A 26,332-nucleotide genomic window follows, 5' to 3' on the forward strand; every position below is an offset into this window, starting at 1 on the left:
CTTTGGGCACTTGAGCTACTTTGTGCTTCATTACTTGATGCACTGCTTTGCGCACTTGAGCTACTTTGTACTTCATGGCTTGAAGCACTGCTTTGCGCACTTGAGCTACTTTGTGTTTCATGACTTGATACACTGCTTTGCGCACTTGAGCTACTTTGTACTTCATGGCTTGAAGCACTGCTTTGCGCACTTGAGCTACTTTGTGCTTCATAACTTGATGCACTGCTTTGCGCACTTGAGCTACTTTGTACTTCATGGCTTGAAGCACTGCTTTGCGCACTTGAGCTACTTTGTACTTCATGACTTGAAGCACTGCTTTGCGCACTTGAGCTACTTTGTACTTCATGACTTGATACACTGCTTTGCGCACTTGAGCTACTTTGTGCTTCATGGTTTGATGCACTGCTTTGGGCACTTGAGCTAATTTGTGTTTCATGGTTTGATGCACTGCTTTGCGCACTTGAGCTTGATTGAGTTCCTGTATTATCATCAAAACTATTTCTATAAGTTAAAACATCCGGAAGCACAGAATTGTTTCCATTCAGTTTAAAGTAAGTTCCTGTGTTCCAATCTTTTAATACATATCCCATACCACGTCCAAGAATGTTAGTTCCATTCATGTACTTGGCAGACCATTCTGTGATTGGTTGATCAGAAGGAATCGCCGAACGTTCTCCATCTGTCATAACAAGTAAATCAGTAACATAATTCTTACTATTATATTGATATTTTTCTGAATCAAACAAGCTTGGATATTCTTGGTATAGCTTCTGCAAAAATGCTCCACCATATTTCTTTTGATAGTCACCACCACCAACAGTATTCACAACATATAATTGATTTCCAAATGGCAATGAAACTGTGTTACCAGTAAATCCTGCTCTTACAGCAGAAACAACTTCTTGCCCCGGCAAATTATATAGTTGATTATAAACTACATCTGCCATGACCTGCATTCCGTTATCATGCAATGATTTAATTGTGTTTCTTAAATCTACATCAGTTCCATATTTAGTGGGTTGACCAAATCCCAGGTCATATCTATCAGAGAACGCATAACCATTATTAATGGTTGCATCAACAAAAGTATGGTCATTACTAGACCTGTATTGTGGAGGAAGTTCAAAACTAGTAATACCCCAGTCTTTAAATAATGAAGCTTTTTGGGGGATTACTACATTCTCATATTCATTTTCATTTGTTGGTTCTGGTTGAAAATTTGAAAAGGCTTCAAAAATAACATTAGAATCTAAATCATCTCCTGAATGAAGTACTTTTCCATCATTATAAGATTTATTACTAGATAATGTTCTCGAATCCTGATCATCAGATGCTCCTAAAGGAACCCATGCTGCAACATATCCGGCAACTTCTGGGTTTAAAACACCTCTAACACTTGTGTTGGCTTGTCCGTTAATATCCTTATTACTAAAAACAAGATCTCCATTACTATCTGTTTCGGCAATAGGAGCATTTTCATCAGAATCGTAATTTTTTATACCATCATTTGTCGTTAACATTAATGCACGATACTTTTGATTTCTATGAGCAGCACCCATATGCAAAACAACAGTGTCTCCATCATTTAATTTCTTATTCTGGTCATTTCCAACAATCAAGCCGATTCCTTCATTACGCGTTTCTGCATTACCAGAATCGCTTTCACTACCAGCTCCCTTACCAAAACGTACACTTTCTAAGAAATTGTTATGATCTACAGACATTGATTGACCACCAGAAACGTATTTTTTTCTAGCTGTCAATAGTGAAACAATATCGTCATAATAAACGCTTTGTTTTTGCATAAATTGTCCATCATCCTGATACATATCACCATAATATATTCGTGGGACTGTACCTTTATTTGTCAACATAATTGCGTAAGCGCTAGGTATATTATAATCATTATATTTTTTTTCAGAACTTCGTTGATCATCATAATATAATTTCAAACCTGCAGATAATTCAGAAGGAGTAAAATTCGTCCAGTCCTTGATTCCGGTTGCATCAACAATCGCTTCGCCAACTTTGTCTTGTATATCCTTATCATGCGCATGAACGATAGAATAGTTAGGCTGTCCAATTTCTTGTGAATTATTTTCATGATCGGCAATAACGACACCTGTATCCACTTCTTTTATAAAGTTATTCATATCTTGAGGATTTCTATCTTTGTGTATTAATCCATACGATATTGTTCTAAAAGGTGATTCCACTAACTCATCATTATTAGTTGATGTCGTTCCAGCATCGACACCTGCCTCCACAATTGACAAATGGCTATTTGCGTTATTAGAACTTTCAGTTAATTTATATTTTTGTTTCATGTAGTCATTACTTCTTTGGACAATATCATTATTTATAAAGGCATACGCATCAATTCTAATACTGTCAAAGTTTGCATTTGGATCATTGGCGGTAATAGTTCCAAAATTAGTTAAATAATATAACCAGTTTAAGTCTTCAGCCTGAACAGCTGGATTGGAATTATCCACATCATTAGCAAGTAAGAAATCACATAAATTATTTGATATTCTATATGAAGAATTGGTATTTGGTGTTAGCTCGCTGTTAACATATTTAAAATATCCATTTTGTAACAAAGCATCATCTTGTCCTGGTGATTCAGATAAAATATTCCAAATATATTGTTGCTTTACAAATGATGGTGTATCTCCATTTCCTTTAAATAACAGATCATTTAACCAATCAGTATTTCCCGTTTGTGCAATTTTCTTTTCAATGTTAACCTGCGCATTTTGAGCAGCTTGATTTAACATTTGTTGATTGGACTGTAATGTATAATTGGTGCTCTTATCTAAGAGATTATTATTTTGCATTAACTTTAAATAATTAACTTGAACGTTTTTATTTGGCCACCATACTGTAATCATTGGTCGGAAATCATTACTATTTGAATTACGCCAAGTAGTACCATTATCTAATATTTGTTTTGGACGGTACCAAGTATCTGCTGTAAAGAATCCATCTACAACATTTTTGTAATCACTTAGGTTAACACTATTAGCTGCATTCCTTTGTGAAAAATCATTTGTTTCACTTTCACCAATATTGGTAAATAAATAAGTTCCATTACCAGAATTATCAAAATAATAAGTATTGCCATCAGCAATAATTTGTTTATTTTTAGCTTGATCTCCAGTTAATGAATCGAAGTATTGCAATTGACCATTATTAAAAATTAATCCTTTAACAACATTATTATTAGCATCCAAAAGCTTATTGTCACTAAATCTATTTGAGTTAATTACTTGGTCAACTTTGCCAACTAAATGTCCTTCTCCATTTTCAAAATAATAATTAACACCATCTATTTCAGCAGTACCACCTTTAATTTGAGTACCATCTGCATTAAAAAACAAATCTTGCCCGTCTATATTCTGATATCCAGTAACCAAAATGCCGTCTTTGTTAGAATAGTAAACATTCCCATTGTGTAAAATAAAGCCATTCTTAACCTGGTTACCTGAATTTTCGTCAAAATACATTAATTTACCATCTAAACTAACAATCGAATTTTTTACTTGCGATCCATCCTCATTGAAATACATATTTTGCCCATTAACAAAATTATATCCCGTCAAAAGATGTCCTTGATTGTCCGCATAATATTCTTTGTCATCATGAATAATAAAATCGTCTTTTACTTCAGAACCATCAGTACCATTAAAATATACTTTATTCCCGTTAATATTAACAAATTGGTCTTTTACTTGTTTTCCGTCTGAATCAAAATATAGATTTCTTCCGCCTATGTTTTGATATCCATTTACAATATATCCATCATTATTTGCATAATAGACATCTCCATCTAACAATACAAAACTATTTTTATAAAGGTTTCCACTATTAGCATCAAAATACATTTTATGATTATCTAATGAAATCATTCCACCTTTAACTTGTTTTCCATTATCATCGAAGTAAAGACTTTGGTTATTTATATTTTGTAATCCGTTTACCAATAGCCCGTTGGAACCTGCATAGTACCAATTTCCATTGTAAGAAACAAATCGATTGTAAACTAAATTACCAGATCCATCGTCAAAATACATTTTTCGACCATTAAAATTAACTATGTCTCCCTTAACTTGGTAACCATTATCATCAAAATATTGAACATAACCATTAACATTAACAATCCCAGTATCTAAAACACCGTTATTATTAACATGTACCATTTGATTTATATTATTACTGTAATAATACCCGGGGTTATTTGCTAAAATTCCATTACTTTGATAATAATTCATCGTTCCATCACTATTAACTGAAATGAAGTCTCTTAAATTAACACCGTTTGATAGGAAGAAATACTTATTTCCATTGATAACTTGTGGAGAAGTAACAAAATCACCGTTATTATCAACATAGTACCAATTGTGATTATCATCTTGAATAAAAGTATTTTTAGCAATAAATCCACCGGTGGAAACGTACTTCATCTTGCCATCAATAAGTTTTAAACCATATTCAACATTATCACCTAATAATCCTTTGGGTAGATTAGAACTCTTTATGTTTGTGTTTCCATCATCTACAACAGTGTAGTAATTAGAATTTGGTGTACTACTTAATACATACCCCGAACCTCGACCTTGGATATTTGAACCATTTAAATATTCAGCAGTCCAAATCTTTAACTTTTTAGAAGCATCGATTGGTTGTCCTGTTGAAATTTGTTTTGTGGTAAATAAGTCAGGATATAATTTTTTTAGTTGTTCTAAGAACTCACCACCATACTTATATTGATAATCAGTTCCAGAACCCTTACTAAACGCATCATACAAAACATTAATAAGATTTGAATTAAAGTTTGCATCTCCATAAGGATTTGTTCTAGTTGCGTTTACAATTTGTTGGTTTGGCAATGAATATATCTGATCTGGAACGATATCAGCAAGTACTTTTATTCCTTGTGCATGTAGAGATTTAATTGCATCAATCAATTGTTCAGCCGTACCATACTTAGTTGGCGTATCAAATCCTAGGTCATATCTATCATTAAATGAATAACCATTTTGTACAACCGAATCAATAAACGAACCATCTTTTGTTGACTTATATTGTGGTGGTAATTCTAAATAAGTAAAACCTAAATTTTTAAAATCTTCTGCATTTTTTTGAATAACAACATTTTCATATTGATCAGTTGTTTGTGGAAAATTTTGAAAGTTAGAAAATGCTTCTAATATAACGTTCGAGTCAGATGCTTCATTAGAATGAATGGATTGACCATCAGTACTTGATTCTGAAGAAGGAGCAGTTCTAATGTCTTGATTATCAGAAGCCCCTAGTGGTACCCACATTGATAAGTATCCAGATACTTGCGGGTTAGCATATCCCTTAATGATATTTCCATCTAATGTTAAGTCACCATTATCATCTGTACGAACGACAACATAACCTTTTGAACTATCACTGTCAAAAGAATCAATTCCTGAATTTGAAGCCGTTAATAATTGACGATATTCTTGATTCTTATGGGCTGCCCCCATATGAATAACAACTTTGTCTTTATCCGAAAGTGACAAAGTAGGATTATTACTTTCAACAACAGCTATTCCAGATGTTCTAGTTAGACTATCACCTAAGTCATCTGCATTTAATGCATCCTTCCCATATCTAACAGAAGTAAGAATCGTATCTTCACCATTATTAACCTTAACCGCTTCCATATGTTGTCCACCAGCTACATACTTAACTCTTGATTTAAGCATTTCAGCAATAGCATCATAATATGGAGTCTTTTGTTCCATAAATTGACCGTCGTCAGTGTATAGGTCACCATAGTAAACTCTTGGGGTTGTATCTTTATTTGTAAGGGTCAATGCATATGATGCGGGAATGTTATATTGTGTGTATTTTTTTACAGTGCTATTTTCATCAGCATCGTATATCTTGAAAGCTTCTCTCATTTGTTCCCACGTTGGATTAGAAGCTGAAGCATGGGGATCAATGTTGTCAATAATAATTTGTGAAATGATGTCTTGAACACCTGCATCATGAGCCCTTACAATTTCATAATTTGGAATAGCTTTGTTAGTTGTATTGTCATCAGCTCTATCCACAATACCAGCATTAATAATAGTTGACATATCAGATCTAACAGAAGGATTGTACATTAAAATCGATCGTAATGAGCTTAAATAGTCACTATCAAGAGTCATTTGATTTGTTCCATGATCTTTTTGGTAATATGGGTCATTTCCACTCCAGTCTTCTAGAATAGAAAGATGATTATTAGAATTAACGTCATTGGCGTTAATTTTGTATGCATCTCTAAAATATTGGCTAATGATATTTAGCACATCGGCGTCCATATTATCAACAGCATCAACACGCACGCCATCAAAATTTGCTGAACTATCTTTGTTAACAATTGACCCAAAATTCATTAGGTAATGCAACCAATTGAGTGTTTCAGCTTGTACGACAGGATTAGAATTATCAACGTCGTTAGCCAACAAAAATTCAAAGCCTGGATCTTGTGTATGTGTATAATCAATTTTTCCATCTTGTTGAGTCGGATTTCTATTAAGTAATCTGTAGTTTGAGTTGGCATCTTTAGTTTCACTATTGTTTCCAAAAAGAAGTGACCCACCTTGTAAACCATCTCCAGAATTATAGTCTTCACTGTCGATATTCCATTCATCCTGAGAATTTATGAAAGTAGTAAATAAAGATCTAATCGCACTTAAATCACCATTATCTGCTTTAATTTTGTTTTCAATGCTTAATCTTACAGTTGCAGCTGCTTGGTTGATATCGTTTGCACTACTATTATTATCAAAATGACCATTAACTAGACCATTTTTGCTCATATAATTTAAGTAATTAATTTCAACTGTCTTGTTAGGCCACCACACACTCAATAGTGGTCGAAAATCTGCATTAGTAGAATTTCTCCATTGAGTATCGCTTACTTGAATTTGCTTAGGACGATACCATGAGTCAGCTGTTAAAAAGCCATCAACATTTGTAATTGATTTACCATCTGGGGTATAAATAGATAACTGATCTGATGAGTTGATTGAGCCATCCGAAAACTTTGAATCATCAAATGTAGTCAGATATCCATTGGGTCCAAAATAATAGTATGTGTTGTTATCGTCAATTAAAGCAGACTTAACTTCATTATTATTTAAATCATAAAAATATGTCTTTCCATCAATGTTCTTTGTATGCGATTTTAAGTTTTGTGAAGCATTGGATGCTAAAGATACACTTAAAGAAACCGATTCATATGATTGCACAGAATTATTAGACTGTGATGCTGAATCAGATTTTTCTGACGAATTTGAACTCGTTGATGCTGATTTTGAACTTTGTGATTGATTTGAAACGTCTGAACTTATTGATGACGCATGTGAATTAGATGATTGATTCATAACATTTGAACTTAATGAAGAAGTCACAACACTAGAGTTTGTTGAAGACGCTAAGCTTGATTTGTTTGAATTATCAGTGCTAGGTACAGACAAAGAACTTGATCCGTTTATGTAAGATGACGCTGAATATGCACTTTTAGCACTACCGGAATCTGTCGAAGCATAGCTACCTGAATATGTAATCTGATTTTGACTAGCTTTTGCTGTAACATCATTAATATTTTGGAATAATACAATAGACATTGTTGCTGAAACAATACCTGCAACAACCCAGTTTTTTCCACTTTTATACATTTTATAATGCAATTTTCTATCTTGATAATTATTCATAAATACCACCTATATGTTATAAACTTATTATAATTTTTCAATATCATTGCAATAATATTGTAACAAAAACGTATAAAAAAGTTAATAATATTTAAGATTTTATTAATATTATTATGGTAAGCGCAGAAATAACCCGTTATATCAACTTTTTATATTTAATATTTTCTTAAAAAATAAAGCAATATATATTACATAATTATTACAAAAAAGAACACCCCTATTAGGGTGTTCTTTTTCATAACTTTTATTTAACATTCAATTTTACTTCACTAAACCCTTGATTAAATGTTGCTGTCCATTGTCCTTTGGTTAAGTGTGGAGGAAGCAGGAAGGTTCCTGAAGATACTCTTTGACCTGCCTCTAATCTTAGATCTTGTTCGTCTAGTTTTTTGACCAACCATTGAAGGGCATTCAGTGGATTACTTAATACTTCGGAAGATGATCCAGTCGCAACTTCTTCACCATCATGTCTTAGTGTAGTTGTAACATTTTCTAAATCATTAAGTGAGAAACTATTAGTATCAAATTCCTCTCCATAGACTACGTATCCGCCAACAGCAGCATCTGACATGACCATGTACTTAGACAGTGATGGGAACCAATCAGAAAATCTTGAGTCTGGAACTTCTACTCCTGATGACACTGTGGTCTTATTTGCTAAATCCTCTAGGCTATCGGTTGGCAATAATTGCTCTTTAGCTTTAAAGACCAGCTCAACTTCGGCCAGTGGATCCATAAGTTCACTGTTCAGTGATAATGATACCGGTGATTGAACGAAATGTGATTTAACTTGAGCTCCATATAGTGGTTCGTTTGAATCGAACATATCTTGGGTTTGCTTACTAGTCAAACTGACCTTGTATCCACCAAGATCTTCATCTTTTAATTCCATTAATCTTCTTTGAACTCGATATGACGACTCTTCATCAGACACCATATCTTCCCATTCATCCATTTTTAATGGTTTCTTGGTCTTGTATGCTTCAAACAATGCGTTGGCTAATCTTTCTTCAGTTGCGGTTAATTCTAATTCAGTAGTTGTCATAATAATACGCTCCTTTTCTAGCAGCGTACCTTATTTGGTGACGCTGCAATCCAAAATAAAATATTAATCTGTCCATCATCTAACTCACTAATCGGTAATTGCATTGTCACCACTTCCTTTCCTAATCCTGATTGATAAATAAAAAAAGCGCCCTCAAACCCACACTTAATATGGGTCTAAGGACGCTTCCGCGTGTTACCACCTTTAATTTAATAGTCTAAAAAGACTATCCTCTACGTACGGATAAAAATCGATACGCTGTCAACTTAACGGTTGCTACCGGCGCCACTTACTGTTGTTTCAGTGGGCTAACTAAAGAATGATAACTTTTAATCAGGTTCGTTATGCTGTCACATCAACCCAGCACTCTCTTAAAACGATTCTGATTAGTTGTTCTTATAATCGCTATTTATTTATCTAATTGACCCTATTATAAGAGTGTGATTAGAAAAGTCAACACTTTTTAATTATTTTTTAATAAAAGTTTTCGTATAGTTCCATTGTGGACCAGCAGTGTTGTGAATAACGTCTTTAACGTAGCTCTTTTGTAGGTAGTAAGTTCTTACTTGATATAGTGGAGAAATTCCTTGATCATCGTTTAGTTCCTTACTTGCATCGATTAGATCTTGCCAACGTTTGCTTGCATCATTTGCATCTGTAGTGCCAGCCTTCTTTAATAATGCGTTGAACTTAGCATCGTTGTACTTACCAAAGTTGTAAGGTGTGTTTTGTTCAGGAATTTGTAGGAAGGTAATTGGGTCTTTGAAGTCTCCACCCCATGATGATAGTGAAATTTCGAAGTTACCCTTAGTTAGATTGTCGTTGGCTAACTTACCCGGAATTGTTCTTAGGTTTAAAGTGAAACCAGGAAGAACTGATTCAAGTTGTGCCTTTAAGTATTGTGTCGCAACTGGAGTGTTGGCATCATCAGTTGAAGCCATTAATGATAATGACACGTTCTTGATGCCTAATTCCTTTAATCCCTTTTCATAGTAATGTTTAGCTAACTTCTTGTTGTAAGCTAGCGAGTCTTTGCCGCCTTGTTGGTCAGCAAAATCCTTGCCAGTCTTTGGATCATTAGCTAAACCGTAAGGAACGAATCCAGTAATCTTTTTGGTGTTAAAACCAAGAATACTTTCGTTTAGTTGATCTCTATCGATTGCTAAAGAGATTGCCTTACGAATGTTTTTGTTGTTAATAATCTTTCTGTTTTGTTCATCAGGGTCGTTAAAGTTGTAACGTAGGAATGTAGTCATTGAATATGAGTAATCATGCAATTCTGAATTATTCTTGTAGTTCTTTAATTGTTCTGATGATAATGCAGTCACATCAATCTTACCTTGGTTGTAAAGGTTCAAACTAGTGGTTGGGTTAGCTACAACAGTGTAGTTAATCTTCTTTAGTTTGATGTCCTTAGCATCCCAGTAATTATTGTTCTTTACATATGACCAAGTATCATTAGTTCCATTCCATCCCTCAATTGAGAATGGTCCTGAGTAAACCATGTACTTAGCATTAGTTCCATACTTATCACCATACTTATTAACGATAGCTTTGTCTTGTGGTCCGAATAATGGATAAGCCATCAAGGTCTTGAAGTATGCGATTGGTTTAGTTAACTTAATTTGAACTGTATGTTTGTTAAGAGCCTTAATCCCTAACTTATCAGGGTTCATCTTACCGTTAGTGATAGCTTCACCGTTTTCAACATCGTTGAATAAGTATGAGTACTCAGCCTTAGTTGCAGGTTTTACAGTTCGACGCCATGAATATACGAAGTCATTGGCAGTAATGTCCTTGCCGTTACTCCACTTGGCATCTCTGAGTTTAAATGTCCATGTCTTACCATCCTTACTAGTCTTAGCACTTTGCGCTAAATCTAGTGTTGGTTTTCCATCATCACCAAGCTTGTAAAAACTACTAAAGGCATTTCCTGTTGATCCATATCCAGTAGATGTTGATATATCTAAAGTACTTAATTGTGATGTGGCTGCTAAATTCAATGTTTGTGTCTTGGCATCGTTACCGCCTGAATTATTGCCACATGCTGCTAGCGTTACCCCTGCTAACGCTGTCATTGCTGATGCTACTAATAACTTTTTCATATTTTTTCACTCCTATGTGTTTGTATGTGCTCAATCAAAAGAAAAAGACCACTGCCCAAGGATAACAATAATGTTAGCCTCAAGCAGTGGTCTCTTATTCGTATAACTCAATTTTTATTAATTTCTGTCAAACTATCTCGAGTTACACGATTAAAAAGGTTACCACTTTTGTGCTAACGACAGTTTGACAACAACATGAAATTAACATTACGTTCTTCAAATGGATAACCTTCTTTCGTACAGATTGATTATCTTGAATAATACATGCTTACAAATGAGAAGTCAACGATTGATTCTAATTATTTTTTAATATAAAGTAAAAGCACCTACTTTTTCATTGCTCTATCAGTAAAAGTTGTATACTATGAAGTAGCAAAGTAAACATGAGAAGGAATGAAAAAAATGAAAAGTACATTTTCAAAAATTGTAATCGTCATTATCTTGTTATTCATTGCCATCATCGCTGCTATTAGTATCGCCACCAAGAATAGTAACGTTGATTCCACATTGAAAGCAGTTAATCAAACCGTCGCTGTGACAAAGAAAAAACATAATGGTAAATATGAACTAATTGTTAAAAATAATCAAACAAGTCAATACAGTTTTCCTCGTCTTGATTCATTGAAGAAAGACACATACCAAAAAGGAACTAAACTAACATCTACCAAGTTAGTCCAAGATGAACAAACCAACTTCTACAAGATCAATGATAATACTTACGTGCTATCTTCTGATGTAGATGTTAAATAAAAAGAGACCTCTGCGGAGGCCTCTTTTCTAATTATGGATTAATAAACGTGGGACAAAGTCCCTGGAATAAAGTAATCTATCTTCTCTTACCTATTCATAAATTAATATAACATCTGATGATTAATTCCCTAAAAAACGTCGATTATTTTAGGATTAGTTTTTAATGCTACTTTATAAATTTAAGATAATAGTTTTAAATGTTTTAAAATAAAACGCTAATGTAACAGCGACATACGTAATGACATATGCAATCAGACTGATCCAGATATTACTGATGTGGCTAATGACAATAAATGCAAATGCCATGATCATCAAGTAATAGAAGTTCTTAATAAACTTCACTCCAGATTCAGCGTTCATAAACCATTCAAGGGTTAGATACCATATCATTAACAGTGGAATTGATAATAGCGCGATTTTAAGCGTACTATGACTTAATCTAAATCCAACGTAGTAAACGGCAAAGTCAAATACTAAGTTGGCTAATGAGATATAGCAGAAGTCCTTAATTTTCTTCGCCATGATGTAGTCATTGAATATATAAGACTGCACAATACAAGTAATCCCGACTCCCGGAAAGACGACACTTAAATATTGAACAGATTCACTATAACTAGCAATAAAATTGTTAACTATCCAAGCGATTGGATAGTACGAAGCAATGACGAAAAAGACAATTGCGTTAATGACTGCGATGTTTGAATCATGATTAGATACAACCGCTGATTTCCCCACCTTTTTCATGTACGGTAACATTACCGAAGAAACGGCGTTAAACACAGTTAATAGCAAGGCCGCTAGTGAGTAAGCAAATGCATACTTACCATATTCACTAACCTTGAAAAACATTGAGATAAATTGATTATCAGCGTTAACCATCACCATCGTAATTTGATACGAAATCATAATTGCGAAACCAACTCTGAAAAATACCCGGATATTTTTAAATTGGCTCGCCAAATTTTTACGTTCACCTAATATAATTTTCTTATATCTGACGAGGTAGTAGCAAAGTAATATAAACACAGCGAAGTTCATGTAAAACATGTAGTAAGTGACGTTTACATTGAAAGCTGTAAATTTATATAGGTACAAAGCTAATAATAAAAAGAATAGATTGATAAATGATTGAAGTCTTGCGATAGATGCCAATTCACTAAAGCGCATAATACACTTAGAAAAGAACTGAAAATATGTTAGTGCATTCAATAAGAATGAATATATAGCAATTGCAATAATAATTTCTCGATTAATTTGCGGGATATTAATTAAGCATGCAAAGATACTCATTACAATGCTTAAGAATAACTCGAATATTAACAAGAATAGCGTATAGGTTCTAAACTTCTTAAACGAGATATCTTCTATTTTTTTACCAGCATTTCGAATTAAAATCCCATCGATAAATCCCATGTGAAGCAATGGTACATACGTCGTATATAGTGAGAATATTTTATAGTAACCATATCCATCATGACCCAAGATAACAGGCGTAATAAATGATGATAAGACACTAATCATCAGTGATATTAAGTTACTGATCATTAGATTGATTATATTTTTAACAAGTCCCTTATTCATTTACCCTTTTACACCTACATTCTCAATGAAAAATACTTATTCTGTGTTTGAATCTCTCAATTCCGGCACTTTAATCTTAACTAGGATAAATGTAACCAATACTACTAAGGCACTAACGTAGAAGACCACGTTGTAATCCCAGATAGATGAAATAATACTTCCCATTAATGAACCAATACAAATACCAACGGCTTGTGCACCTTGATTTAGACTAAATGCCATCCCTGTAGATTCTGATGGTGTTCCCTTTGCCAGCAATGTTTGAACAGATGGAAAAATTGCCGCATTTGAAACCCCAGTTAAGAATCTAAATACACCAAAGAATAGAACGGTTGGTGCAAAGCCTTGAGGGAAAATAAATAGAATTGCCAAGATGAACCCAAGCGTTAGGATTTTGTTGGTACCATATCTGTCCCCTAGTCTTCCGAACCAAGGAGAAACAAGTACCATCCCAATACCTGGCATAGCTGCAACAATCCCCGATACAACAGATACGTTTCCAGAGTTATTCATTAACTCTTTAACGTATAAGGTAATCAATGGATTGATTGAGTTGTTCATAATTTGAAGCGCGATTGAAATAATTAAAATCCAAACAACAAAGTGTGTGTTTGGGAAACGTTTGATAATTTTAACAAACGATTCCTTCTTTTCTTTTAGCTTAGCTGGATCTGGCTTGAAGTGTTCTTCTACGAAGAAGTAAGTTAGTAAAAAGAACAAAAATAGTAGTAATCCCGTTACCATAAATGAAACACGAATACTCAATAATCGTACTAATAAACCACCAAAAATAGGTCCAACTAAAAATCCACTTGTGTATCCAGTTGATAGCCAACTTAATGCATATCCAGTCTTGTTTCTGGGTGTACTAGTTGCAACCAATGCGATTGAGTTAGGGATAACCCCGTCAAAGAATCCTTGTAGACACTTTAGGATTAGAAGTTCCCAGACATTGGTACAAAAAGCCATTAAGAATAGCGTAACAGCTGAACCGAATGATGTTTGTAACACCATTCTCTTTCGTCCATGACGATCCGCAAATCGTCCCCACATGGCCGATGTAAAAATTACGACAATAAAAGAAGAAGCATATACAATTCCACTAAGTAGTGAGAGTTGGCTCTTACTAAAATCGCCTAATTCAGAAATATATAGCGGTTGAAACGGAATAACTTCACTAAAGGCAATCCCTGTTAGAAAAGTACCAAATAGCAATATCCAAAGATTCTTACGCCAATGTTTATTATCGTCCAAAATTATTCCTCCTCTGTTTAAAGCAATTGTCTATAATAACATATACCCAGAGAAAAAATAATACCCGATTATTGTTTCGTGCTAATTTTATTTACCATGAAGAATGAACAGATAATTGGTAGCAGTGCATAGTAGTCAATTAATGTTGATTCAAAGCTACCCTTGAAGATTAGCGCAATTAAAACAATATACAAAATATAGCAATCAGCCTTATGTGCGTTAACAAATGATTTTGCGTATATATATGTATAAATTAAAGAACCGATAACACCAGTCGAGATCAAGTTGTAAACGTATTGGTTGTCTATCCAAATTGGATTACCCTGTGCGAAATCACTAACGTTGAATAGATTAAAACCAAATAACTTAAAAGCCTCATTTTGTAAAAATAAACGGTTGGAGGTTAAATCATTTAACTTCACGAAAAATGTACTGAATTGATTATAGTAAAACACAACCATGACCGAGGTTAAAGTCATAATCAATAAGATGAAAATTCCTAATAATGGCTTAAATGATTTGATATTCTTGTTGAATACGAGCGGAATAATTAGTAGCACCATTAATATGAATGTCACTTGTGAACTTCTTGAATCTGCATATACGAATTCAATAAAGAATCCTGTGACAAACATAAGTAAGAACCAGAAAAAATTGCTGATTTTCTTTAAGTTTTGTAGACGTCCCGTACTATAGAAGAAAAGTAAAAATGAAATCAGAATGTATAAGCAGTACCCACCAAATGAATTAGGATGGTTAAATCCTAATGAACTTCTGATGGTGTCCCCTCTTGGAACATATACATCGTATTGACTGGGAAAAATACCACAGAAAAACATCATTAAAACCAAAGCAATACAAACAAGTCTGGTGACAAAATCGACCTTAATAAATTTATTAAAGCTAACCGATTCGCTATTCATGATTAAAAATGACAAGCAAATAATCTGAAGATTAATTGATTTAAAACCAATAACATCTAAAGCAAACAAGCCAACTAATGTGATTAAGCAACTCATTTTGACTCGATCATTTATGTTTAACAATAAAAGGGTGGCTTGAAGAACAAGAAAGACGGAAATTCCAGCCCACCAAATCATTTTTACATATCCAGGTTCTGGAAGTTGATCAACACTATTAAATTCACTATACATATATAGCATTGATGCAGCCATTAAAACTATATACGAAAAAAGATATAATCGTTGTTTTATTATGTCTATCCTATCCACGTTTATTCTCCTTTATTAGCTAAGTAATCCTTAAAGGTATCTGTAATGACCGCTTCATCATCAATCTTTCTACCAAACGCATAATCTGTATTAACAACTGTCTTTAGACGATCAACGTCAGCGGTAGTGAAGACATATGGTTTACCATGACCATTAAGCCAATCGATATAACGACTTGCCATCGCACTTGATCTGGTCATTCTGTAATCATCTGAATAGTAATCATACTTTTCAGTAAGACCTTTTGGTTTCAAATCGCGCAAGATGGTTTGAATAAAGAATTCATCACCGGTAAATGTGTTCTTAAACATCTTGAAATCCTTGAAATCAAGCACTCTTTTGACGTATTTAATGTCCATTGAGAACCAGTTACATCCCTTTTCCAATGTTTTGTGCTTCAATCTATCAACACCCAGGATTGTGTTTAGATACTCCAAGTTCTTAATAATCATGTAGAATCTAACACCGGTCTTTAGTTTCATGTATCTAATTGGGTAATAGTACTTGGCACGGTTATAAATTTGTCTATCAATGTAATCTAGAAAGCCAATTGCATAAGGTTTCTTTTCAAAGTATGACTTGAAGTAATCAGGTGTCATTAATGGCATGTCATTTGATGAAATTAAGTGGACATAATCATAACGATGATTATTGTAGACTTCTTCTAACATCATGCGTTCAACCATGGTTTGGGTATCAGTACCCCAATAAACCTTGCGGCGATTTTTAGTGAAGTAGATTTGAGAGTGAACACTCTTAAATTCTGGAATATCAAATTTCTTATCCCAATGGATAAAAAAATCAATTTCTGGATCATCTAATACATCGATGGTATTTTGAACAATCTTTCCATCTCCGTATCCCATAATCATAACTGCGTGTTTCATAGTTTCCTCCCAATCTTAATCTTTCAATAATGACGATAAATCGTCGGCGTCGGTTACATTGTGTGCAAAGGCATAGTCTGCATTAACGACTTTACCCAATTCATCTTTATTTGAATCCGAGAATTGATATGCCTTTTCATCAAACCAATTAATCTTTTTAGTCTTTACATAGTTAGCGTATCTAGCTGAATCTGAATAAGCCTTCATCAAGTTAAAACGATTTGAGTTAATTGTGTATTCAGGATTGTTAGTCTTTAAGTTCTTCAATGCGGTTTGCGCAAAGAAATTCTTTGGATTAATGGTATGACGATAGTTATCAACCTTTTGTTCGTCTAGTTCGGTTACATATCCTCTTGGTAGTGAGAAGTAAGGACATCCCTTTACGACATCATCACTAGCAATTCTTTCAACGCCTAACAAGTGGTTTAATAACATGCATACTTTAACGAATGGAAAAGCAGTCCATACTCTTTGGTAGTTAAAGTTGTTAAATGGGTAGTAGAAAGCCAATGAATGTTGATCTTGAGAATCGGAGAATTCTACAAATCCTAATTTAACCGGTTTACTTGCGAAGTAATCCTTGAAGTATTGTTTGGTCATCAATGGAAAATCATTGGATGAAATCAAATGGAAGTATTCATAATCACCCTTCAACGCTTGATTAATTAGAAGTTTTTCTTCTACTAGTTCAGCAAAAGTTTGGGCATGTACATTCTTATTGCATCCTACAAAGTTTAACTTTGAGTTCTTGGCGGTTAAACTACCGTCGTTTTTAGCGTGAATATAAAAATCGATATCTTTATCATCCAGTAGATTGATTGTTTGTTGTAAAGTATCAAATCCACCATTGTTCATAACGAGAATTGCTTGTCTCATTTCTTAATCAAATCCCTCTTACTATATAAGTCTTATTAATCTCTTCAATTTAGCTGGTACCAATAACTTGGCGGCTGTTAGTACATTAATGTATTCGTAGAAAACTGGTAGGTTAAAAGCAAAAATATATTGATGTACTAATCTAATGGTATTCTTGCGATCTAAAAATTTAGTGTTAGTAAATGACTTACTATATTCCACTAACGGTCTCTTAATGTTGGCACCCTTATAACCATTCTTGTATAGACGCATCCATAGTTCGTAATCTTCCACTCTTAGGTGATTGATAGCTTCAGAATAACCACCAATAGCTTTGATTACTGATGCTCGCATCATAATGGATGGGTGTACGTAGGGATTTCTCTTAATCAAGTCGAATTTGTCTGGATAACTTGGTAAATCAGTGACTAGGCTGTGGTCATCAAATACTTCATCGGCATTTGAACCAACAAAACTATATTCCGGATTGTCTTGTAAAAACTTCAATTGAGTTTCAAATCGATCTGGCAATGAAAAATCATCATCGTCCATTCTAGCGATATAATCACCATTACATTGGCTAAGACATCTGTTTAGAGACTTTTGTAGTCCCATGTTGTGTTCGTTTTTAATTAACTTCACACGGTTATCAGACTTGGCAATCTTTTGTAATGTGGTGTAAGTGTCATCGGTTGAACAATCATCACAAATGATAAATTCGATATCTCTGACTGTTTGTTGCAAGATTGATTCAACTGATCGACTAATCTTCTTACCACGATTATAGGTGGACATAATTACTGAAATCATTTCGCTCTCCTTAAAACTATCCCTCATAAATTCTGCTGTATTCTTGCACAAATGAATCCTTCGAATATAGACATTCAACGTCTTTACGTGCCATTACACCCTTACACAAGTTTTCATCCTTTTTGATGCTTGCGTATTGTTTATCAAACTCATCAACGGTTTTAAATTTAAATCCATTAGTGTCATTAATCACTTCTGAATTACCGCTAACATCGGTGACGAAACATTTCTTTCGTAAGGCCATCGCTTCCAATAACACGATTGGAAGACCTTCCCACTTAGATGTCAAAATAAAGTTGGCATATTCTTGAATGTTTCGCATCACTTCTTGATTGGAAAGCCATCCCGTCACCTTGATGTTGGATGCTGATAGTTCATCTCTCATTGGTCCATCACCAATCCAAATAAACTGCCATTCGGGGTGTCTTAAAGCAATTTGATTAAACAATTTTGGATTCTTTTGTTCATTAATTCTACCGACAGTGTAGAAAACATTTGTCAATGTGTTGGAATCGCTATTTACAAATGAATCAATGTAATCCAAATCAACACAATTATTTACATATTTAGAATCCTTATCAATCTTTTTGGCATACTTGTATTCTCCAATACCGCAAGCAATTGTTGTAGTATTAAGTTTGCTTAGTATTGCTTCAATAGCAAAGTATATATTTCTTTTTACAGGCGATTCGTTTCCCATCAAAAATGAGTAACCATGTGGTGTATAGAAGAATTGGGTGTTCTTCAAACTACGGGAATTAAATAGTTTGATTATTCTACCAATGGCCCCTGCTTTTGATGAATTCAAGTGCACGATATCAGGCTTGACGTCCATTATCTGTTGTTTAACTTCACAATACGCTCTGTAATCGTCACTTGGACTAACAGTACGTTGGAAATTATTTACTTCGATTAAGTTAACTCTGTTATCAAATAGCTCTCTCAAGTTATTAGGAGTTTGTTTTCTAACCCCGTAAAGCAAGGTAATATCATTCTTTTTAGCTAGTTCATTGCATAAAAGTAGTAGGTATGAGAGCACTCCTCCTCCGAGCGACTCTACAACATACATAATTTTCAGTTTTTCTTTCTCTCTTGGCATAAAATCTCCCTGTTACTAATACGCTTCATTTGGATAAATCATAATCCAAATCGTCTTAAAACAAATCTTCATGTCTAACAAAAGACTCGCATGTTCAATATAATTAATATCTAGTTCTACCATTTCATCGAAGTCTAAGGAATTTCTTCCGCTGACTTGCCATAGACCGGTACATCCCGGTTTAACCTTTAGGCGTTCCTTATCGTGTTTACTGTATTGATTGACTTCTTCTGGCAAAGGTGGTCTGGGACCAACGACTGTCATGTTACCCAATAATACATTGATTAATTGTGGTAACTCATCGATACTATGTCGTCTAATAAAGCACCCTACCCTAGTTACTCGAGGGTCATTGCTCATCTTGAACATCGCTCCATTAACTTCATTTTGTTCGGTTAATTCTTTTTTCTTAGCGTCAGCATTCTGACACATTGATCTGAATTTGTAGATTCTAAAAGGTTTGCCATCCTTACCAATTCTTTCTTGGGTATAAAAAATGGGACCTCTATCATCTAAATAAATACAAAGTGATACCACCAAAGTCAGTGGCAACGTAATTAGTAACGCAAATAAACTAGCAGCAATATCAAATAATCTTTTAACAGTAAGGTAAAAATTACTATAAATATTTGAATGCTTTTCCATTTCTATTTAACCTACCTTCTCTATTTCCCCAAAAGCTTCTTAAAGAATATAGAAGCTGCGCTTTCTTTCTTAACTCTATCTATATTTCCAATTTCCATTATTTCGCCGTTCCATACCTTTTCAGCGTTTTGTTCATATTTCAAGGCAACGTCTTTGCCCTTCTTTTCTGCCAAGCGGTCAAATGCTTCCTTCATTCTAAAGCGACGACCCTCCATGTTATGGGCATCGGATGAAAACATGAAACCAAGACCTGCATCAACAATTTTGTCTGTAAAACGTTGAATGGTTGAACCAAAACCACCGACATAACTGGTAGCGGTGATTTGGGTTAAACATCCCTGACTGACTAAATCAAATAGGATGTCTGGATCTTGTTGAATGCCGTGATTACGTTCTGGATGAACGATGATTGGTACAATTCCCTTTACCTTCAATTCAAAAATCATGTTTTCTGCATATTCGGGCACCCCACTGTGTGGGAATTCAAGCATCATATACTTCTTGTTAGCGCCGTCAGCGTACAACACATCATCTTCATCAATATCTTTTAAAAGATCCCCGTTGATGTGAACTTCTTGTCCCGGGCGTAACTCAATACCGATATTATTATCGTTAAAGGTCTTTTGTAAGTTTTCAACCGCTATTTCAATGTCTTTTCTGTGATTTATATATTCGCCATCCATGTGATGGGGAGTTAGTAGAATTTTATTGATCCCCTCCGCCTCGGCTTCTCGTGCCATATCCAGAGCCATACTAATAGTCTTTGCCCCATCATCTACAGATGGCAACATGTGACAATGTAAATCAATCATTTAATAACTCCTACTTTGAATAATAGTAATAGTAATCGTTGGTCATGTTGTCCTTAGACATGTTCATCACAGCACCTAGGATGTTGGCGTTAACCTTCTTTAATTGTTCTACGGCCATCTTGGCACGCTTCTTTTCTGTCACGCCTTGTGGCAATACGAAAATGGTACCGTCAACTGTTGTAGATACGATTGATGCATCAGTCATTGTGTTAACTGGTGGGACATCAACAATTACCAAGTCGTTTGGCTTGTTGAACTTATTGATAATATCAACAATCTTGCGGTTTCCTAGTAATGCGGATGCATTTGGTGGAATTGGACCACTGGTAATTACGTTTAGGTTATCGATTGAAGTGTATTTGATAGTGTCTTCAATTGTTGAGTTACCAGATAAGATGGTTGATAACCCCTTTTGATTGCTGATGTTAAAGCTCTTGTGAACGGTAGGCCTTCTCATATCAGCATCAACTAAAACAACGTTTCTACCTTGCTTAGCATAAGTAACAGCTAAATTGGCACTGAATGTTGACTTACCTTCTGAAGGATCACTTGACGTCACCATAATGCTCTTTAAATCACCATTGATGTTGGCGAATGAAATATTAGTCATTACGGTTCTGAATTGTTCAGATACTGATGATGTTGGGTACAATTCAGCTACCAAATTAACCCCAAATTTGGAACTGTCATCATTTAATTTTTTCTTTGGACTCTTATTAAATAATCCCATTACACTCTTCCTTTATTTCTTAATTTGTTTACTGATAGTTTGCATATCAATGTCACTGATTGTTCCTAGGTTAATTAGGCCTAAGTCCTTTTCAATAAAGTCAGTAGTAGATATTGTCTTATCGTTGAATTCACCTAGTAGTGCTAAGAACATTCCTAAGATAATACCAACCAGTGCACCAGCTAGTAGGCTAATCCCCTTCTTAGGGAAGATTGGCTTCTTGATTTCTCTAGCCTTTGAAATAATTGAAACGTTATTTACGTTCATAATGTTCTTGATTTTGGATTTAAAGGTAGAAGCAGTAATGTTAGCGATTCTAGCCGCTTGATTTGCATCGTGAGAAGTAACATTGATGTTAATAACTTGTGAATTTGTGTCAGTTGAAACATTTAATTCACTGTCCTTATAAATCTTGTTACCAACCTTATGCTTCACTGAATTACCAACTGTTTGACTGCTTAAAATACTTTTATATGTATTAACTAGTTGCAAGTCGGTAGATTGAATTTGTTGTTGTTCTGCTGCTTGAGTATCACGATCCAATCTTTGACTAACGATAATTTCTGATGTCGCTTGGTATTTTGGTTTTACGACAAAGAATACTCCGATTGCAAAAACCAATACTGTAACTACAACCGTAGAAATTATCAATTTGATATGTTTAGACAAAATACGAAAGATTTTGTTTAATTCTTCTAAAGAATTAGTTTCTTGTTTCTCCACTGTAAAGCACCCTTCTATTAGTTATTTTAAATAGCTGCATTAATTAAACTATAAACAATTGTTCATTATATCATCTTAAAAACGCTAAAAAAGGGAACTAGACAAATATAACTGTAGTCTAATTAAGATTTAAACGTTTTATAACTCAATTTAAATTTTCCTTTTTTGAACAGATGTATAAAAAAAGATACGACAAAAATGTCGTATCTTTTTTATTTTTTATTTAATCTTTCAAGCTTTCGTTGATTAGGCTAGAAATTCGGTTTTGTTCGGTACCGGAAACATCTTGGAATGATACACCGTCCAGCATTTCACCGGTTCCATGTGCGTAATCACTCTTAATGTTTTTATTAGTGCCCCTGTAATGCAATGCTAATTGAAGCATGTCGCTCATGGTCAAATTAGTTTTCAAGTTATGAGAAATTGAGTTTAAAAAGTCGGAATTAATCACAGTTTTGTATGAGATGGCCTTCTTCATTAAGGCTTCTAATACTAATCTTTGTCTGTATTGACGACCGTAATCACCTTGTGGATCTTGGTATCTCATGTTGGAGAACCACATTGCTTTGTTTCCATCCATGTGTTCTAGCTTACCCTTAGTATAGTGTTGGCCTTCATAACTAAATGTTAATGGAGAAACAACATCGACTCCGCCCACTTGATCGATAGCCTTCTTAAGTCCACCTAGACTCAAAGTAACGTAGTAGTCGACTGGAATACTGAAGTGACTTTCGATGGCATTAATTGCTTCTTTGGAACCACCGTAAGTGTATGCAGCATTGATCTTTGATGGTGAGTATTGTGGGAAATCAGGTAAATTAACCTTCATATCACGTGGGATACTTACCATTGTAGTTGTATTGGTCTTTGGATTTAAGGTCACAATCATCATACTATCTGTACGACCCTTGTCACTTCTACCATCGAAATCGGTATCGGTACCCATAAATAGTAATGATACTGGTTTTTCAGACTTCAAAAGTGAATCGGCATCCCTAACCGTTTTCGCTCCAGAGGGTTGATATACTGCATCAGCGGTCTTTTTCACGTTATGGTAAGCAGCAAATGCACCTACTCCCAATAACACAATCAATAACGCAATAATCCATAAAACAACTTTTTTCCAAGTCTTCATGTGTTTCTTGGATGTACTTTTGTTGTTTCTTCGACTCATGTTTTCGTCGTTATTCAAAACACTCACTCTTTTCTTTCATAATTAATATTCATAATTTCCGTGAACAATTATACATCAATAATTTTTGCATAATCCACTTAACTCCTAATTCTATATGCCTATAATTACAAATTCAAGACTGGAAAAATCATGTAGATACCAAAAGCCATGACAATTAATGAAAGAATAATTACGATTTTTTTGTAAATTCCCTTCATTTTGTATCAATCTGGCAACGCCTTGGTCTCAAGCATTAATAGAAATCCTAGTACAATTGGTACCATTAAGGCGTTAATTACTTCGACGGTAATTGCGATTGAAACTAAGTCCTCATTGAACAATACCAACAAGGCGCTGACAATTAATACCAATGAATACATTGAATAAAATCCCAGATTGGAACGATTAATGCGTTCGTTTAAACTGTGTTTCCAATCCAATACTTCAGTCATGCCCCATGTTCCGGCTAGAACAACCACAATGGCAGCAACCAATGCCCCACCTAGGATACTTGATCCCATAATTGCTTTAGCGGGTGCCATCCCGATATATCTACCGATTGAGGTTACCAAGTCACCAACGGTTTCTTCGGTGGCATGAAGTTGACTATGAAACACGGTCGCAGCAAATAATACGATGAAACCAATCATAATTCCTTGAGTAATAAAGGTTCCCACCATTGTATCTGTCTGTTCCTTTTTAATCATGTGACGCTTTAGCCCCTTATCAACTACTGCACTTTGTTGGTAAAAAATCATCCATGGCATAATTACTGCACCAACGTTTGCGGCTACCAGATATACATAGCCATCGTCGTGGATTGGAATCGATTGAATTCCGTTCATGATTGAATCCATGTTTGGATGCACCATGAAAATCCCGATGACAAATGCTAATTCAAACAAACCAAAGATAATCCCAATCTTTTCAACTCGACGGTAACTACCTAAGAAGGCAATTAGGATTAGGCCAAAAGCACTTAGAGGGACTGTAATCCATTTGGAAATTCCAAACAATTCACCGACTCCGGCAATTCCGATAAACTCGGTCAAAAGTGCTCCAATCGTTGAAATCATTAAGGTAATTGCTGAGACATATGCCCAAAATTTGCCAAAGTATTCGCGGATTAATTCACCGTGACCCTTCTTTGTGACGATTCCTAATCGAACCGTCATTTCTTGTACCATAAATAGAATTGGAATTAACAACAACTGAGGTAAAATCATGGAATAACCATAACTAGCTCCGGACTGTGCCGCCGTAATTAAGCACCCTGCATCGGTATCGGCAAGCATAACAATCAACCCCGGGCCAATCACAATTAACCACTTTTTTAACTCCAACCAAAACCGTTTCAAACGATCGCTCAAAGTGTCGTTAATTTCTGAATCTATTCTTTCTTTCATCAATGAGTATCCTTTCAATTTATTTATCACTCTCAACAGTCAGGGTATTCAATTGTACAAAAAAAATTTCCAATAAAAAAGGGTTGTTATTTTTCATAACAACCCCTTTATCTATTTACTTGAACTTTGATCAACGTTATCAAACAACCCGTAGAATAGCTTTTGATTATCTTTTCCTAGGATTCTAGCAACGTTGAAATTTTTAATATAAACACGTTTATTAATTGATTTAATATAAACCGTTTTTTCAACAATTGAATTCGGACTTTGGTTTGGATTTAGGTGAATCACATTATTTGGATTTTCCTTATATTGCTCAACTGAATCCGCTAAATTGTAACTTGGCATGATGTAATTATTGAATTGATTACTGCCTAGGAAGCCAACGTTCATTCCAATAATGATGGTTAGTCCCACCGCCAATATCGATGTCATAAAGTAATTAGACAAACGACTCAGTGGCTTCTTCATCATTTGAGACACAATCGTCATCATGAAGAAGATGACCACTGCATATGCTGGATAAGCGTATCTTGCAATGTAAATTGGTCTTACCGCTACAGAAATTGCAATCCCAGTCAAAGTGGTTAATACGAAGACCAACAGTACAATTGTAAGTGTTGATTTGAACTTCTTGGACATGTTTAGATATGCCCAAATCGTTGGATAGATTAGTAATACCATAAAGGCAATCGCATAGTATTGACCACCGTTGTCGGTAAAGACATCCGCAAATAAGTTTACAAAATTATTGATGATGTTATCGACGTTGACCGGTGGAATCCAATAAGAAGATGACACCTGTTGGGCTTGTGCAAATGCGACAACTCCCCATGGAACAAACATTACTAAAAATACGACAATCCCACGTAGAATGGCGTTTCCATCGTATCTATTAAATTGGAATTTAACGAAGTATAAGAACAGCATCCATCCCGCTGCAACGGCCGCAAAGTAATGGGTATATGATGCAAACGACGCAAAGATGACCGCTAAGAAAATGTGACCAATCTTCTGCGAATTATCGTAGTGCTGCAATTGATTCAATACCAACGCTAGAAACAGTGCAGCTAGAGCGTACATTCTAATCTGCGTAGAGTATCTCATAATACTTGGTGCTAAGAAAAATCCCGCCCATTGGATAGCGTTAGCCCCTGGTACACCCAAGTTTTTTACCGTCTTTGACAGTGTTAAAAACGTTAAGATAGCTAATATGTATGAAAATAATCGCGCAATAATGACCTTAGTGAATAACGAATTTGTCCAAAAAGCAGTGATACTCAAGAAGAATCTTAATGCTATATAGTAAAACGGTGGATGCACATCCATCGAATCCAGTCTGATTATATCCCCGTAGTTATGTCCTACCAATGCCATCGTGAAACTTTCGTCACGCCAAATTGTTGGGTGCATGAAAAATAGCATATATGCAATTGATATTAAAAATAGACCCAATGTAAGTTTGGCCTTCTTGTTCATCAG

General features: G+C 34.7%; 17 protein-coding genes, 1 pseudogene and 1 other annotated feature. Of the genes and pseudogenes, 1 reads left to right on the forward strand and 17 read right to left on the reverse strand.

Going from position 1 to position 26,332, the window contains the following annotated elements; translation table 11 throughout:
• The 3 genes from RZ79_RS06070 to RZ79_RS06080 all read right to left on the reverse strand — a co-directional run.
• A partial coding sequence (locus RZ79_RS06070) for a glycoside hydrolase family 70 protein (protein ID WP_054450649.1) occupies positions 1-7,742 on the reverse strand: 7,742 nt, incomplete at its 3' end.
• A 244-nt stretch (positions 7,743-7,986) separates the two neighbouring features.
• Entirely contained in the window at positions 7,987-8,787 is an 801-nt protein-coding gene (locus tag RZ79_RS06075; protein WP_054450651.1) for a 2-keto-4-pentenoate hydratase, read from the reverse strand.
• Positions 8,788-8,962: 175 nt separating this feature from the next.
• Positions 8,963-9,199, reverse strand: a binding site (T-box leader).
• 55 nt (positions 9,200-9,254) lie between these two features.
• Positions 9,255-10,892: a peptide ABC transporter substrate-binding protein gene (locus RZ79_RS06080; protein ID WP_054450653.1), complete on the reverse strand. Its 1,638-nt coding sequence runs from the start codon at positions 10,890-10,892 to the stop codon at positions 9,255-9,257.
• A gap of 402 nt (positions 10,893-11,294) precedes the next feature.
• On the opposite strand from RZ79_RS06080, the gene RZ79_RS06085 reads away from it, so the two are divergent.
• Positions 11,295-11,642: a hypothetical protein gene (locus RZ79_RS06085; protein ID WP_054450655.1), complete on the forward strand. Its 348-nt coding sequence runs from the start codon at positions 11,295-11,297 to the stop codon at positions 11,640-11,642.
• Positions 11,643-11,813: 171 nt separating this feature from the next.
• On the opposite strand, the gene RZ79_RS06090 is transcribed toward RZ79_RS06085, so the two are convergent.
• The 14 genes and pseudogenes from RZ79_RS06090 to RZ79_RS06155 form a co-directional block, all read right to left on the reverse strand.
• On the reverse strand, positions 11,814-13,223 hold the full coding sequence (locus tag RZ79_RS06090) for an oligosaccharide flippase family protein (RefSeq protein WP_054450657.1): 1,410 nt from the start codon (positions 13,221-13,223) through the stop codon (positions 11,814-11,816).
• Between the two features lie 36 nt (positions 13,224-13,259).
• The gene (locus RZ79_RS06095) at positions 13,260-14,477 is read right to left on the reverse strand and encodes an MFS transporter (RefSeq protein WP_034532223.1); all 1,218 of its coding nucleotides are present in this window, start codon (positions 14,475-14,477) and stop codon (positions 13,260-13,262) included.
• Positions 14,478-14,545: 68 nt separating this feature from the next.
• Complete coding sequence (locus RZ79_RS06100; RefSeq protein ID WP_054450659.1) at positions 14,546-15,652, reverse strand: O-antigen ligase family protein; 1,107 nt, start codon at positions 15,650-15,652, stop codon at positions 14,546-14,548.
• A gap of 59 nt (positions 15,653-15,711) precedes the next feature.
• On the reverse strand, positions 15,712-16,596 hold the full coding sequence (locus tag RZ79_RS06105; RefSeq protein WP_054450661.1) for a beta-1,6-N-acetylglucosaminyltransferase: 885 nt from the start codon (positions 16,594-16,596) through the stop codon (positions 15,712-15,714).
• Positions 16,597-16,611: 15 nt separating this feature from the next.
• Positions 16,612-17,472 (reverse strand): hypothetical protein, encoded by an 861-nt coding sequence (locus RZ79_RS06110; protein ID WP_054450663.1) that lies wholly within the window; start codon positions 17,470-17,472, stop codon positions 16,612-16,614.
• Positions 17,473-17,493: 21 nt separating this feature from the next.
• On the reverse strand, positions 17,494-18,261 hold the full coding sequence (locus RZ79_RS06115) for a glycosyltransferase (protein WP_054450665.1): 768 nt from the start codon (positions 18,259-18,261) through the stop codon (positions 17,494-17,496).
• 16 nt (positions 18,262-18,277) lie between these two features.
• Positions 18,278-19,360: a glycosyltransferase gene (locus RZ79_RS06120; protein WP_054450666.1), complete on the reverse strand. Its 1,083-nt coding sequence runs from the start codon at positions 19,358-19,360 to the stop codon at positions 18,278-18,280.
• Between the two features lie 15 nt (positions 19,361-19,375).
• Positions 19,376-20,005 (reverse strand): sugar transferase, encoded by a 630-nt coding sequence (locus RZ79_RS06125; protein ID WP_053795853.1) that lies wholly within the window; start codon positions 20,003-20,005, stop codon positions 19,376-19,378.
• 20 nt (positions 20,006-20,025) lie between these two features.
• Entirely contained in the window at positions 20,026-20,817 is a 792-nt protein-coding gene (locus RZ79_RS06130; protein ID WP_054450668.1) for a tyrosine-protein phosphatase, read from the reverse strand.
• Between the two features lie 10 nt (positions 20,818-20,827).
• Complete coding sequence (locus tag RZ79_RS06135; protein ID WP_054450670.1) at positions 20,828-21,547, reverse strand: CpsD/CapB family tyrosine-protein kinase; 720 nt, start codon at positions 21,545-21,547, stop codon at positions 20,828-20,830.
• A 12-nt stretch (positions 21,548-21,559) separates the two neighbouring features.
• Positions 21,560-22,270, reverse strand: a complete 711-nt coding sequence (locus RZ79_RS06140; protein WP_054450672.1) for a YveK family protein — start codon at positions 22,268-22,270, stop codon at positions 21,560-21,562.
• Between the two features lie 223 nt (positions 22,271-22,493).
• A complete protein-coding gene (locus tag RZ79_RS06145; RefSeq protein ID WP_054450733.1) occupies positions 22,494-23,444 on the reverse strand; it encodes an LCP family glycopolymer transferase in 951 nt (316 codons plus the stop codon).
• Between the two features lie 125 nt (positions 23,445-23,569).
• Positions 23,570-24,850: pseudogene (locus tag RZ79_RS06150) on the reverse strand (NRAMP family divalent metal transporter).
• A gap of 111 nt (positions 24,851-24,961) precedes the next feature.
• Positions 24,962-26,329: a hypothetical protein gene (locus RZ79_RS06155; protein ID WP_054450675.1), complete on the reverse strand. Its 1,368-nt coding sequence runs from the start codon at positions 26,327-26,329 to the stop codon at positions 24,962-24,964.
• Between the last annotated feature and the right edge of the window lie 3 nt (positions 26,330-26,332).

Origin of the sequence: Apilactobacillus kunkeei DSM 12361 = ATCC 700308 (genome assembly GCF_001281265.1) — a bacterium.
Lineage (GTDB): Bacteria > Bacillota > Bacilli > Lactobacillales > Lactobacillaceae > Apilactobacillus > Apilactobacillus kunkeei.

Coding starts and splice junctions, on each gene's coding strand:
- RZ79_RS06075 (WP_054450651.1), bottom strand. CDS start 8,787: ATGACAACTACTGAATTAGAATTAACCGCAACTGAAGAAAGATTAGCC.
- RZ79_RS06080 (WP_054450653.1), bottom strand. CDS start 10,892: ATGAAAAAGTTATTAGTAGCATCAGCAATGACAGCGTTAGCAGGGGTA.
- RZ79_RS06085 (WP_054450655.1), top strand. CDS start 11,295: ATGAAAAGTACATTTTCAAAAATTGTAATCGTCATTATCTTGTTATTC.
- RZ79_RS06090 (WP_054450657.1), bottom strand. CDS start 13,223: ATGAATAAGGGACTTGTTAAAAATATAATCAATCTAATGATCAGTAAC.
- RZ79_RS06100 (WP_054450659.1), bottom strand. CDS start 15,652: ATGGCTGCATCAATGCTATATATGTATAGTGAATTTAATAGTGTTGAT.
- RZ79_RS06105 (WP_054450661.1), bottom strand. CDS start 16,596: ATGAAACACGCAGTTATGATTATGGGATACGGAGATGGAAAGATTGTT.
- RZ79_RS06110 (WP_054450663.1), bottom strand. CDS start 17,472: ATGAGACAAGCAATTCTCGTTATGAACAATGGTGGATTTGATACTTTA.
- RZ79_RS06115 (WP_054450665.1), bottom strand. CDS start 18,261: ATGATTTCAGTAATTATGTCCACCTATAATCGTGGTAAGAAGATTAGT.
- RZ79_RS06120 (WP_054450666.1), bottom strand. CDS start 19,360: ATGCCAAGAGAGAAAGAAAAACTGAAAATTATGTATGTTGTAGAGTCG.
- RZ79_RS06125 (WP_053795853.1), bottom strand. CDS start 20,005: ATGGAAAAGCATTCAAATATTTATAGTAATTTTTACCTTACTGTTAAA.
- RZ79_RS06130 (WP_054450668.1), bottom strand. CDS start 20,817: ATGATTGATTTACATTGTCACATGTTGCCATCTGTAGATGATGGGGCA.
- RZ79_RS06135 (WP_054450670.1), bottom strand. CDS start 21,547: ATGGGATTATTTAATAAGAGTCCAAAGAAAAAATTAAATGATGACAGT.
- RZ79_RS06145 (WP_054450733.1), bottom strand. CDS start 23,444: ATGAGTCGAAGAAACAACAAAAGTACATCCAAGAAACACATGAAGACT.
- RZ79_RS06155 (WP_054450675.1), bottom strand. CDS start 26,329: ATGAACAAGAAGGCCAAACTTACATTGGGTCTATTTTTAATATCAATT.